The organism is Acinetobacter sp. GRABPA_MV_2 (genome assembly GCF_056725885.1).
On the sequence record NZ_JBWZNA010000016.1, the window covers coordinates 76,821 to 89,952 of the forward strand.

The 13,132-nt window shown below is 38.4% G+C and carries 16 protein-coding genes and 1 pseudogene; 12 read left to right on the plus strand and 5 right to left on the minus strand.

The window, feature by feature from the left end; genetic code table 11:
- The first annotated feature begins 21 nt into the window (after positions 1–21).
- The 12 genes and pseudogenes from ACXM0J_RS14080 (at position 22) to ACXM0J_RS14135 (ending at position 9,278) form a co-directional block, all read left to right on the plus strand.
- Entirely contained in the window at positions 22–615 is a 594-nt protein-coding gene (locus tag ACXM0J_RS14080; protein ID WP_086264473.1) for a phage baseplate protein, read from the plus strand.
- 1 nt (position 616) lies between these two features.
- On the plus strand, positions 617–910 hold the full coding sequence (locus ACXM0J_RS14085; protein WP_086264474.1) for a phage baseplate plug family protein: 294 nt from the start codon (positions 617–619) through the stop codon (positions 908–910).
- Positions 911–1,870 carry a phage protein gene (locus tag ACXM0J_RS14090; protein WP_086264475.1) on the plus strand — a complete coding sequence of 320 codons (960 nt, stop codon included), beginning with the start codon at positions 911–913 and terminating at the stop codon, positions 1,868–1,870.
- 2 nt (positions 1,871–1,872) lie between these two features.
- Complete coding sequence (locus ACXM0J_RS14095; RefSeq protein WP_086264476.1) at positions 1,873–2,535, plus strand: Gp138 family membrane-puncturing spike protein; 663 nt, start codon at positions 1,873–1,875, stop codon at positions 2,533–2,535.
- Positions 2,536–2,569: 34 nt separating this feature from the next.
- Positions 2,570–2,923 (plus strand): contractile injection system sheath initiator, encoded by a 354-nt coding sequence (locus ACXM0J_RS14100; protein ID WP_086264477.1) that lies wholly within the window; start codon positions 2,570–2,572, stop codon positions 2,921–2,923.
- 2 nt (positions 2,924–2,925) lie between these two features.
- A complete protein-coding gene (locus ACXM0J_RS14105) occupies positions 2,926–4,110 on the plus strand; it encodes a baseplate J/gp47 family protein (RefSeq protein ID WP_086264478.1) in 1,185 nt (394 codons plus the stop codon).
- A complete protein-coding gene (locus tag ACXM0J_RS14110; protein ID WP_086264479.1) occupies positions 4,110–4,703 on the plus strand; it encodes a baseplate wedge 1 family protein in 594 nt (197 codons plus the stop codon). The genes ACXM0J_RS14105 and ACXM0J_RS14110 overlap by 1 nt, the downstream gene beginning before the upstream one ends.
- Positions 4,696–5,304 carry a hypothetical protein gene (locus tag ACXM0J_RS14115; RefSeq protein WP_086264480.1) on the plus strand — a complete coding sequence of 203 codons (609 nt, stop codon included), beginning with the start codon at positions 4,696–4,698 and terminating at the stop codon, positions 5,302–5,304. Before ACXM0J_RS14110 ends, ACXM0J_RS14115 begins: the two co-directional genes overlap by 8 nt.
- Positions 5,305–5,366: 62 nt before the next feature.
- Positions 5,367–7,643 carry a phage tail protein gene (locus ACXM0J_RS14120; protein ID WP_235823107.1) on the plus strand — a complete coding sequence of 759 codons (2,277 nt, stop codon included), beginning with the start codon at positions 5,367–5,369 and terminating at the stop codon, positions 7,641–7,643.
- A 340-nt stretch (positions 7,644–7,983) separates the two neighbouring features.
- Positions 7,984–8,373 carry a hypothetical protein gene (locus ACXM0J_RS14125; protein WP_000433895.1) on the plus strand — a complete coding sequence of 130 codons (390 nt, stop codon included), beginning with the start codon at positions 7,984–7,986 and terminating at the stop codon, positions 8,371–8,373.
- A 41-nt stretch (positions 8,374–8,414) separates the two neighbouring features.
- On the plus strand, positions 8,415–8,960 hold the full coding sequence (locus ACXM0J_RS14130) for a glycoside hydrolase family 108 protein (protein ID WP_086264500.1): 546 nt from the start codon (positions 8,415–8,417) through the stop codon (positions 8,958–8,960).
- A pseudogene (locus ACXM0J_RS14135) lies at positions 8,961–9,278 on the plus strand (ubiquitination-like system serine protease family protein).
- A 143-nt stretch (positions 9,279–9,421) separates the two neighbouring features.
- Here ACXM0J_RS14135 and ACXM0J_RS14140 read toward each other — a convergent pair.
- The 5 genes from ACXM0J_RS14140 to ACXM0J_RS14160 all read right to left on the minus strand — a co-directional run.
- Positions 9,422–10,078: a hypothetical protein gene (locus ACXM0J_RS14140; RefSeq protein ID WP_139841458.1), complete on the minus strand. Its 657-nt coding sequence runs from the start codon at positions 10,076–10,078 to the stop codon at positions 9,422–9,424.
- 61 nt (positions 10,079–10,139) lie between these two features.
- Positions 10,140–11,435, minus strand: coding sequence for a Y-family DNA polymerase (locus ACXM0J_RS14145; RefSeq protein WP_086264483.1), 1,296 nt, complete (start codon positions 11,433–11,435; stop codon positions 10,140–10,142).
- Positions 11,432–11,929 (minus strand): LexA family protein, encoded by a 498-nt coding sequence (locus ACXM0J_RS14150; RefSeq protein WP_086264484.1) that lies wholly within the window; start codon positions 11,927–11,929, stop codon positions 11,432–11,434. Before ACXM0J_RS14150 ends, ACXM0J_RS14145 begins: the two co-directional genes overlap by 4 nt.
- A gap of 115 nt (positions 11,930–12,044) precedes the next feature.
- Positions 12,045–12,689, minus strand: coding sequence for an SOS response-associated peptidase (locus tag ACXM0J_RS14155; protein WP_086264485.1), 645 nt, complete (start codon positions 12,687–12,689; stop codon positions 12,045–12,047).
- A 67-nt stretch (positions 12,690–12,756) separates the two neighbouring features.
- Positions 12,757–13,132 (minus strand): hypothetical protein (locus tag ACXM0J_RS14160; RefSeq protein ID WP_479750610.1); only part of this gene is annotated, 376 nt, incomplete at its 5' end.

Consider the following 13,132-nt stretch of genomic DNA (forward strand, 5'->3'; position numbering starts at 1 on the left):
TTTTTATGCCTGGAGAAAAGCATGGCTATCACTGAAACAGTTGGCTCCCTCTTACTTGGTGGCCATCGTTCGATAATGGGTTTATTTGCTGATGTGGTGATTGAGGAAAATCTTTCTGATGAGCTTGTTATTACCGAGCATCCAGTAGAAAAGGGTTCACCGATTTCTGACCACTGCTATAAAGCTCCGCCAGAAGTAACAATGAAGATTGGCTGGTCTGAAAGTGCTGGCAAAATGAATGGACTTATTGGTAATACGTTTATCGGCTCTGATTTGTCTCTATTGGGGATTTACCAAGGACTACAAGCTTTACAAGGTCAGCGGCTTGTTATCTCTACGGGAAAACGCCTTTATACAGACATGCTCATTAAATCATTAAAGAACGTCACTGATGAAACTTCCGAAAACGCTTTAATGATCGATATTGTTTTTAAAAAAGTTTTTATTGTTTCAACCAAAGAAACACTCGTTTCAATTGCTGAACAGAAGAATCCAGAAGTTACCTCAGATGTTGTGGATACAGGCACTAAGCAACCTAAAGAGGTTGATAAATCGCTAATTAGTTCAGTAACTGGCTTAGGTCAAGCTGGCGGCGCATACGAATGGGGTTTTTAACATGGCTTTGTATGAAATCCCTTTGCTCGATCGCAACCAAAAGTTTTTTATCAAACTGAACAAGGTGAATTACCAGCTCAAACTTGTTTATCGAAAACGATGGTACCTAGATATTTTTCAAACTAATTCTGAGCCTGTTGCGTTAGGTATTCCGTTAGTCTCAGGTATCGATATTTTGAGCCCTTTTAGCCATGTAATTAGCGGTTCTATGTACGTTCAAAACCTCAATGAAGATGAGAGCCAATCATTTAGTGATTTAGGCACCCACATAAAGCTTTTTTGGCAGGATCCTTAAATGACTGAACAATGGAAGCGAAATTGCCGGCTAACCGTCCAGCTTAAATATGGGGAGCCAGAGGCATTAGATTTATCAGAAATGCGGATTGTATTTCGTATTAATCAACCTACAGCTGAAACACCCAAAGCAGCGGAGTTTTATATCTATAACTTATCAGTCGATACAATGAATCGACTTGCTGGCGAGGATAATTCCAACGTGGGAGCGATGGTCACTTTCGAGGCTGGTTACGGTGAAGAGTTGGCCACAATTTTCAAAGGTTCAACATTCCAATATCGCCGTGGACGAGAAAGCCCGACAGATACCTTTTTATGCATTCTGGCTCAGTCTGGTGATAAAGCTAAAAACTATGCGTTGGTTAATAAAACCATTGCAGCTGGTACCTCAGTCGATCAAGTCAAGAATGAGCTCGCAAAAGAGTATCAAGCGAATGGAGTGGAAACAGGCGAACTGCCGCAGCTGAGTGATCAAAAATATGTTCGCGGCAAAGTAATGTTCGGTTCATTAGACGAGCAGATCAGACAGTTTTGCAAAGATACCAACACAGAATACTTTATTGATGATGAGTACCTGTACATGGTTGGTATCAGTAGCTTTTTACTTGACTCAGTTTTTGAAATGGATGCCAGCTCGGGCATGATTGGCATGCCTCAACTCACAACAGAGGGGCTAATGGTGAATTGCTTGCTCAATCCACAATTGCGCCGTGGTGGGCGAATTCATGTTGATACGACAAGCATCCAAACACAGGCTTTTGATATCGATTACCAAACTCAAGGGCAAGACCAGGCACAAAAGGACCTTAAAACAGCTGGTGGCATTAATGGCATTTACATCATTAAAGCGGTAGAGCATTACGGAGATACACGCGGCGATGATTGGTATACAAGTCTTGTTGCAGTTGGTCAGGGTGCTGTAGTTCCTAAATCTGGTATCACTATTTTGGCGGTGGATTGAATATGGCTTTAAGTAATAACGAAAGATCGCCTCATTTACTGAATATCATTAATGACGCGATTAAATCAGCCTTGGCCGTAGTCTGGACCAATTTACCTTGTATTGTTGATTCTTATGATCCAGATAAGCAAACAGTGACTGTTACACCAGCCATTCAAATTCCTGTAATGCAAGAAGATGGATCTATTGAGATGGTAACAATTAAACCATTGCCTGATGTTCCAGTATGCTGGCCTAAGGCTGGAGGCTTTGCTTTAACATTTCCAGTTAAGCAGGGGGATGAGTGTTTAGTGCATTTTTCATCTCGATGCATTGATTTATGGTGGCAGAGTGGTGAGATCCAACCACCGTTTGAAAACCGCAAGCATGATCTATCTGATGGCTTCGCTACATTTGCGCCGCAATCACAGCCTAAACGTTTAAATAGTGTGGCCACTGATGCGGTTGAATTAAGAAATGATGCAGGTAATGCCAAGATCCGGATAAATGATGCAGGTGAATTAGAGTTTTTCGGTACCAAGGCATCTTTTAATTGCCCAGTTGAAATGAAAGAAGGATTAGGTGTCTTAGGGGCGTTAAAAAATAACGATATTGATGTTGGCTCTAGCCATGGCCATACGAAAGTACAACCGGGTAATGGTGAATCTGGTCCACCAAAACCATAAATAAATGAGGGGTCGCTGAAAGGCGGCTTTTTTTATGCGCTATAGAAAGCTAGATGATGATGGGGATTATAGCTTTGGCCAAGGTCAAAACAATTTCCATATAAATACACCTGAGGGTGTAGCGCAGGCGGTAATGACCCGCCTTAAATTTTGGGTAGGTGAATGGTTTGCTGATACTTCAGACGGCACAGGATGGACCACTGATGTTTTAGGGAAATTCACCGACCATTTGTTTGAACTCATGATTCGACAGCGAATTTTAAGTACTCAGGGTGTTTTAAGAGTCGATTCTTTTGATAGTCAATTTGATGGTGAAACACGAAAGCTATCGATTCAATCAACCATTACAACGATCTACGGTTCGGCAAATTTACAAGGGGAGATTTAAAGATGGCATTAACTAGCATAGCCCCTGTAATTAATCAGTATGGTGCTACAGCTGCAACTTATAGTGAAATTGTCGAGTATCTAAAGGATAAGTACCGAGGAATTTACGGCCACGATGTTTACTTGGAAAACGATAGTCAAGACGGTCAGTGGATTGGAGTTATTGCACGTGCAATTGCTGACTGTAATGCTGAAGTTATAAATGCTTATAACTCTATGTCACCAAGTACTGCCGATACTGATGCGCTATCACGTAATGTAAAGATTAACGGTATTCGCCGTGCTGTGGCCACACAATCAAGTGTTTCGGTGGTGTTGGTTGGTGTTGCTGGGACAATCATTAATAACGGTATTGTGAGCGACAAAAATAATAATCGTTGGTTATTGCCGGCACAGATTATTATCCCAACTGAAGGGGAAATTATTGTATCTGCTATAGCTGAAAAAGCTGGAGCAATTCTAGCGCTGCCCAATGCTGTTACTACTATTTCAACACCTACACGTGGTTGGCAATCCGTAAACAATCCTCAGGCTTCCACTTTAGGTGCTCCGGTCGAAAGCAATACTAAATTACGTCAACGCCAAGCATTATCAACGGCCATTCCTTCGCGTTCATATACAGAGGGGATTTTAGGTGCTCTATTTAGTCTTGATGGTGTGAGCCGTTGTAAGGTTTATGAAAATCAAAAATCATTTAATGATCCGCTAGGCTTGCCGCCAAACTCTTTGGCCGTTGTCGTAGCGGGTGGAGATGATCAATTGATTGCTGAGACGATTCGAGTAAAGAAGGCACCCGGTTGTGATCTGTACGGAAATACAACTGTGGTTCGCCCGACCGTTTACGGTGATCCTGTAGAAATTCAATATTGGCGTCCAAATCAAGTTGTTGTGGGACTAAAGTTAAATTTAAGAACAACAACAGATTACACAGTTGATATTGGTGAACAGGTCAAATATGCAATTGCTGACTATGTAAACCAACTCGATATTGGTGATCGTATAAGTCTTAATAAGCTTTATGTGCCAGCGGGTTTGTATGGTGCTTTAGAAGCAAGAACATATGAGTTAGACAGCATTCAACTAATTATTAATGGATCGCCAAAAATAGGTGATTACACGTTGGCATTCAATGAAGTCGCATTTTGTGATTCTGATGATATTGAAATTAGTGTAACCGGAGGTGCTTGATGCAGACAGAGGATTACCTAAATTTAATAATCAATCAACACAGAACCAAACCCAAGTTTAAGAGCACAGTTCAAGTGTCAATTGAGCCAATACTTGACTGTATGAATGTGCTTAAAACACTGCATGAAAAATTTGATTTAGATTCTGCATCTGGTGACCAGTTAACAATATTGGCCGAGTGGGTAGGTGCACCTACAGTAGTACCCAATACGGTACCGCTGCCTTTCTTTGGGTTTTCAGACCAACCAGAGTCATTAACTTTTGGGGAGACTGATAACCCTGAGATTGGCGGGTACTGGCGTGAATCAGGGATGAATAGCTTCAGGGGAGAGACGATATCACCTGAAAAGCTTCCCAATGTAGTCAAAGCTAAGATCCTACTTAACAATTGTGATTGCACCCTTGATGACGCATTTGAAATTTGCAAGTTATTAACTGATGTTCCTTTCAAATTAAAGGACAACAGGGATATGACCGTTACCTTTGAATTTCTTGCTGAATTTCAACCTATCGATAAAGAGCTGGTTCGCTTGTTGTTTCCCTTACCAAGCGGAGTTGAGTTAATATTTTTGGATGAATTAATAGATGGATAAGTTAGAAGAATTTAGCCTCAATGGGCCAAAAAATATTGATGAATTGACATTGTTGGATGGCTTCCCATCAAACAAGAAACCTGCAAGACAATGGTTTAACTGGTTATTTAATTCAATAACCAAAAAGATCAATGAAATTATTGATGGAAAGCTTGATGCGGAGGCTAGTGCAGTTTCTGCAGAGAAATTAAAAACCGCTAGAAAAATTACTTTTACTGGAGTAGTTAAAGGAAGTCAAACATTTGATGGTTCACAAGATATTAGTATTGAAACTACTTTCGAGGCTGCTCTAGGGATTAAGGCAATTGCTGTAATTCGGTTAAATGGCTCATCTTATCAAATCGTCAAGAACTCTGGTTTTTCCTCCGTTTCAAATGTTGGGGGAGGTCAAATTGAATTTACCCTTTCCTCGGCTGCTCCAGATACAGACTTTGGATTACTTTGTACCGGTTCTAGCAATAATACCGATGCAGTAAGTCTGCAGGAACGTGCTGACTTTGTTCGAACAAAAACAAAGTTCCGTTTAATGGGGGCCTATGGTGGTGATAACACTCAAGGTCCTTATACTCCCCAGATTTGTACGGTAGTCGTCTTTTACTAACTTTTTGACAAACATTTTACTAACCGCCTTCCGGCGGTTTTTTGTTGCGTGGAGATTTTGATATGGCAACAAACTGGAATGCGGTATTAGCGAATGTTAATAATTCAGCAGATATTCTAGCTATTTTACGCAAAGTGCTTTCTCTTCTTGAGTTAAAAGTTGATGGAACAACAATTGATGAAGTATTGGCCCAATTAGAGAAAGTTGCAGCTGATGGTCAAATCACTATTGAAGAAGCTTTAGAAACTCTCACATTTCTCGACCAAAAGATTGATGAGCGGACTTCTGCATTTAATGATGCTATTGAAGCCGCTGCAGCTGCTGGAGCTGGAGCGAATGGATGGACTGCGCTATTAGTACAGGACGGTCTTGAAAATCAGGCAATGATTAATCTTCGCCTTAAAACAATGTTTGTATTTCCTGAACATTTTAATGATGACATTGTTGCGGCAGCAGAATTTGCAGCATTTAATAACGCTACGTTAGTTACAAAGAATAAGACTTATAAACTATCTCAAGAGTTTGTTTTGCCAGAAAATCTTACTTGGTTGAGTTGTTTTACAACAATCGAGCAAGTTGGTGATGCTTTAGCAAGTAAAACAGCATCTGGACTTGCGCCGAGATCAAACGTCAAATTAACTGGAGATTTAACGATTGATATGGGGATTCCTACTACAAATCCATGGGGGGAAAAATGCCATGTACGTTTAGATAGTTTTAATAATATTACTCCTCAAGTCCGTGGATTTTATTTTGAAACATTAAGATTTAAAGGTGGACATAAAAATATCACCGGATTGGCTATGGCAGGTGGTGCAAGCTTAGTTCGAGGAAAGCGAATAGTATGTGATGACACTGATGCTATCGCTCGCGTATTCATGGCCCACTGGGGGAATTTCACTCAGCATTACAATGACAATGGTACATACCGACATGTTGCAAACTACAGTCCAACAACTCATCCACATGACTGTATTATTGATGAAATTGTGACTGGGAATTTAACTTGTGACACTAATGATGTAAGTGCAATTGTATGTATTTCCGCAGGGTATGATATTGAAATTAAAAAAGTAAATGGGAATCTTCTCGATAGCTCTCAAACTGATAAGGGGCTCATTGTTATTACGCCTGGTGATTTAGGCTTTGCATATGCTTCTAGTGAAGAAAAAGCCCATAAAATGCGAAGACTTAAAATTGGAACAGTGGAGGGAAAAACATTCGCATACGGAGTGGATTTAATCCCATGGGCTTTGTATGGTGCAAATGACGATACTACAAATGTTCCTATACCACCTATTTATGAGGACTATCTTGCTCAGATTGAATTAGATATTGATTACATGGACGTTACAGGTGATTACACAAGGAATGTTTCATCAAATCTAGCTATAGGCGGAAGGACAGGAAAGGGACGGTTGAACATTGGCGTTGCAAAAGCTACAAAATTCTACTCAGGCTTATCTGCTAAAAATCTTGGTCACGATATCACTATTGATGAATTGATTGTCACTGATTCAAAGTTAAATCCTCTTGTTATTGAAGGTTCTGGTACTACAGCATCAGTTTTGCCAAAAAATGTCCTGATAAAAAAATTAGTGTTACGACGTTTTGGCATAACTTCAACAAACAATGCCTACCGGACCGGAGTAACAAATAAACTCTCTATCAACTGTAGAGTGGATAAGATTGTTATTGAAGAGCATGGTAACGCTTATTGCATTGCAGATACCGCAAATGGGGCTTTAGGTCGAGATTTTAGTATAGGTGAGATACATGTAAATGATCCTCTCTATACTCAAACTTTTTTAATCAGTAACACAAATGATGTGAATGATCCTATCTCTCTAGATAGTTATAGTGTCGCCTCTGGTTCGGTTTCATCTGCGATACAAGGTGGGGTCACAAAGAAAACTAATGGTATGTTTCGAGAATTTTACTCAACTCCTATTGCTGTAATCGGACTTAATGTCAAGTCAAATGACTACATTAATCTTGCTGGTGTTGGGGCTGGTGCCACAAACAGGCTTCGTGTTGTGACAGCGGGTGTTTATGGAGGTACGGCAGTTCTTGAAAAAATTGAATCCAGACCGACTAGCTTAATTTTAAATGTAGTAACAGTACCTGCAAATTCTCAGGTAAAGGTAATTGATGGAGGTACTATTTCAGGATTACTTACATCAGATAAATTGCAAGTTACAGCAGATATTCCGCTACTAGGATGTCAGATTTTTGCTGAAGTTACAGCAACAGGTACATTTGATGTGTGGATATTTAACCCATCAAGCACTAGTAAAACTATTACACCAAGTGGCCGTGTTTTCTTAAAAATAGTATAGGTATTGATTATGCAAATATTATTTAAACTTTATGGTGGTACTCGTTCATGTGCTTTGATTCAGCTAAATGAAAATACATACCGGACCGATGATGGGTATGTACGTGTTCAAGACTATATTTATGTTGGAAAAATTAAATATCTAATTGAATATTTTGTTTATGAAGCTGATCTAGGTAATTCAAGAAAGTTAGCTGAAGATGAGTTTAGACGATACTTTAATTCAGTGTTTAGTAGAGAGTACAAGAATACAGTTTAGGGGGCTCCCCTCATACATCATTGAAAGCTCTAGCTTTAATAAGTTAGGGCTTTTTTATTACCTAAATTTTCTGGAGAAATAAATGGAACCAGTTTCCACTAGCGGTTTTACAGCACTTTTAAAATTTTACGGTGCTGCAATTATGATTACGCTTGCAATCGCACTGGTTGCAATGGTTGTGATGATGACACGCATGCCACGTTCACCGAGAGAGTGGGCTGTTGGGATGATTTGTACGGTTGTATCGAGTTTGGCAGGTGGTTCATTCATTATTGTGAAGTGGGGGCTTCATGAGTGGGTTACAGATATATGGGGCATGACTGCATTAGGTGGATTTTTCTTTGTTTGTGGTTTACCCGGTTGGGCTTTAGTCAGATGGATCTTCAACTTCATTGATAAACAAGAAGGTAAGACGATTGTCGAAGTAATTAAAGAAGTTAAGAAAGCCAAAAGAGATATCGAAAACAGTTAATGCCGCCGAAAGGCGGTTTTTTACATCTAAAGGAAACTGAAATGAATATTGATCAATATCTTGAAGATCTGATTAAACGCGAAGGCGGGTATGTAAATAATCCAGCGGATCGAGGAGGTGCAACAAAATTCGGTATTACTGAAGCAGTAGCACGTACAAACGGCTTTAAGGGCAACATGAAAGATTTACCGCTTGATGTGGCCCAAGCCATTTATAAAAAGCAGTACTGGACAGCTCCGCGATTTGACCAAGTGAATATCGTTTCTTCTGCAGTAGCTGAAGAACTTCTAGATACTGGTGTGAATTGCGGCACTGGATTTGCAAAGCCACTTTTACAACGTGCTTTGAATCTATTAAATAACAATGGTAAAGCAGGGTGGCCAGATTTATCAGTGGACGGGATTTATGGTCCAGCAACTCTGAATGCACTAAAAACTTTTATGGCCAAGCGCGGGAAAGAAGGTGAAAAAGTATTAGTGCGAGTTCTTAATATCATGCAAGGCCAACGTTACATTGAAATCTGCGAACGCAATCCAAGCCAGGAACAATTTTTCTATGGTTGGATCAGCAATCGAGTGGTGATCTAAATGACTCAAGCAGAAACAGTAACTGAGCTTACTCCTTATCTTGAGTACTGGAGCAGCGGTATCTATATGTTTAAGTGCCCTGGTTGTAAGTATTTACATCCTTTTAATGTTAAAGAGGGTGCACATCATAATGGCAGCATCTGGACTTTTAACGGAGACGTTGAAAAACCAACGTTTAAACCTTCTTTACTTGTTAATGACCATTATCCAGCAAGCTGATGCCATCTGTTTTTGACTGACGGGAAGATTCAATTTTTATCTGACTGTCATCACGAATTGGCTGGTCAAACGGTCGACATGGTTCCGATCGATGTTTAAGTTTTTGATGTTATGTATCCTATTATCAGGATGCTCAGCGCATACGATCAATAGCAATGTTAATGTAGGTATTTGTGTGAAAGCCCTCTAATGAGGGCTGATTTTTTTATAAATATTGTGATCTTTTAAATTTTTAAGATTTTTTATAAATCAGCTATGCTACATGTTTTTTTTAGTCCTATAATATTTAGATCATAAAATGGATCATTTATAAACTCTTCTGGAGCCTTCCAAATTGCTCTTAACTCACATTGACGAGAAAAATGACTAGTTTTTGTCAAAGCAGGAGGAATTGGTAGTGAATTTTCATCAGAGCGTTTTCGTTCATATTCATCATATGAAACCTCGTGCACCCCTAAAAACTCAACTTCACAATTCAATTTCTTTTCTAAAGCCCAAGTAATTAATTGATAAAAAGTATCAGGCTTATTAATTTGATAACATATTTCTGCTCCCTCAAACTCATCTAATAGGTCTTTTGACTTTGTATGTGCAATACAATAAATTAGATAGTTGGGTGATTGTCGATGAGTTCTAATTTCTACGCTGCCAATATGAATATTTGAACTATTTGGACCAATTGAAATAGCATGCTTGATATTCTCTCTTAATCTTGGATTACTAAAATAATTTTTTTCATTAACATTTGATGTTTGAAATATGTCCCTATAAGATCCTTCTAAGGGATCAGATATACCTTGTTTTTCTTCCATCTCTCTGAAGCCCTTTAAAGTACCAATTCGAATAATATTTTTTTGAAAAAGAAGATCAGCTACATACTTTGAAGTATATTTATACATATAATTTACCTTAAATATTTTCATAAATTTAATTTATCTAAAAGATTAATTACTATACTTATTACTTAATAGTCAACAATTCCTCCCATCTGAATGGATTCCTACTCAATTTATCTCTACTCATCGACCAGTTCCGATCAGGAACAAAACATGGTCCGACTCCTATTTTCTTCTTTCCAAACTTACTATGAATACCATCCATAGCTTTCATCAAACATTCCTTTTTCTCTATGTGCTCAAAGTCGGTTAAAAGGTCATAAGTATGACCAGATTTTGGCTCAAGACCAGTTAGCACAACACCGCACTTCTTATATTTAATCCCTTCTTTATAGATTTCATTCAACATTCTTGTTGCTGCTTTAACAAAATCAATAGCGCAATCTGTGGGTTCAGAAAATGAACCAGTAATCGACTTATTATAAAAAGGTACATTTGGATCAAATGGATTTGACTGTACAAAAGCAATCATACATCCGCATAAAAGCTCTTCATCACGTAGCCTTTTACATGCATCTTGCGCATACATCGAAATAGCTTCTTTTAGATCCGTTAGTTCAGTTACACGACCACCGAAAGACCTAGAAGCAACGATCTGCTTTTTTGATGGGGGAGTATGTTCAATCTCAATGCATGACATGCCTTGCAATTCATAGATAGTACGAGCCATGACAATAGAAAATTTCTTTTGCATTTCACGTGGTTCTGCACATGCAAGATCTAAAACAGTGTTGATGCCCATACCTTGCAATTTTTTTGCATGCTTACGGCCAACTCCCCAAACTTCTGAAACATCGATAAGTGAGAAGTAATATTCTTTATTGCACGGATCCATATTTACGAGATCGCAAACACTGTTAAATCCCGCATTCTTTTTAGCTATATGGTTAGCTATCTTTGATTCAGTTTTACTTCTACCGATACCAACACATACAGGAAGGCCCAGCCATTTCCATATTTGCTGGCGCATTTGCTGCCCGACTTTTTCTAAATCAAAGTTCTTTTCATAAGCTGTGAAATCAACAAAGCATTCATCGATTGAGTACGGTTCAACTTCTTGATCTGTAACATAAGAAGCAAGGATCGTATGAAAACGTCTCGACATTTCTGCATACATTGCATAGTTGCTTGATAGCACTAAGACATTATGTTGCTGAACAATATCTTTGATCTGGAATAGGGGGACGCCCATTTTAATGCCTAACGCTTTTGACTCATTGCTGCGAGCAACGGCACAACCATCATTGTTGCTCAGAACAATCACAGGTTTGTTATTTAAACTTGGGTCAAAGACTCTCTCACATGAAACGTACATGTTATTGACGTCAATCAAGAAAAAGACTTTGTTCTCATGTTTCATGAGTTTCTAATCATTTTAATAATGCAGGTGACAACGCCCCAGATAATTAGTTCTTGTCCTTCCTGCAAATAGATATTTTTATATTCTGGATTTTCTGCTTTTAGCCATTGGCCTTTTTCATCGATCATTAACCTCTTAACAGTAAAATCATTATCGATTAGTGCGACTACAATATCGCCGTGTTTTGCATCTAAGCTACGATCGACAATTAGTTCGTCATCAATATCAATACCTGCATTAAGCATAGAGAGCGAAGCGACTTTGACAATGAAAGTCGCAGTTTCATTTTTTATTAAGTGCTCGTTCATATCGAGCGCTTTGTCAATATAGTCTTGTGCAGGAGAGGGGAAGCCAGCGGAAATTTTTTCAAGAGCGTAAGGGACAAGCAGGTGTGTTGATGGTACAACTTGCTTGATTAACAAGGCTTCAGATAAAACAGCGCCTTGTGTGAGGTACGGTTTTATCTGGATAATGGATGGTGCAATTTCGCTCATAAAATACCCCTTAACTTGAATTTGTAACATATTCAAGATGATATGCTAGAGCTTAGTTAAATTTCAAATTTAAAAAGTTGTGGATAAATAATGACTAGTCGTAACTTGTCGCACATTATTGTGCATTTGGTCGGAATTTCTTCAATTCTGATTTAGGTTGTGCTACGAACTCATCTAATGGCATATCTAAGAAAAACTCCTTAGCTTCTTCATGTTTACAATGCAGCCAGTCATCTCTTAGTTCTGGTGAAATAACAATAATAGAGCGCTTCTCATCGGTTGGCGCATGAAATTGCTTCATGAAAGGATGGTGATCAGAATTAATTGTGAGCATGCTCATAGATCTGATTTCTTCGCCGTTCACTACTGCATATTCATAAATGCCGGCAATGGTAAAAGGCATTTCATCCTTGCGATAAATTCCCCACCATTCTGGCTTGTTATTAATATACTTCGGTTCAAAAATTACATCGGCAGGTATTAAACAGAATTGGTTTTTCTTCCAAGCATTTTTGAAGCTGGGCTTTTCGTGAACAGTCTCAGTTCTTGCATTGTAAGTATTATGGACCTTTTTAAGATCTTTAACCCAAGGGGCTACTAGGCCAAATCTAGCTAATCGCCATTCCATTTGTTCATTTTTAGAGAATAGAAGGGGAGCTTCATAGTTAGGATAGATATGAGATTTATATTCAAATGTTGGCTCAAACAGATCCAGCAAGTGAATTCTATCTTTTGCAATTGGTTCATAGTTTGAGCACATAAAAACACCCTTATTTGTTTTAAAAAATTTAGTGTGTATAAAAGTTCAATATTTTTCTAATAAAGACTTAAGCCCTCATTCGTTTTTTTATAATTTTATTTATCTCCTCATAACAATCATTCATTAATTTATAAAAATCATTATAATTTAAAAACTTAGAAGTATATTGGCCTGTTCTTTTATCCATCTCTTCAAGTACACCAGCATTATTATAAAAATTATTTAACACTCTATAATAGTTTTGAACTAAGTTATCTTTTTGTCCATCTCCAGATAGAGAAGGGGTCATTAGGGTTGAATCAGTCCATCCGACACTACTAATAGATTTTATTTCATTATAGATGGGTAGATAGACGTTATTCGCAAAATCTTTATTAAGAAATAAGAACTCATTACCCAAACTACTAAATTCATTTAGTAGAGCCTTAAGCTTAACCTCATGC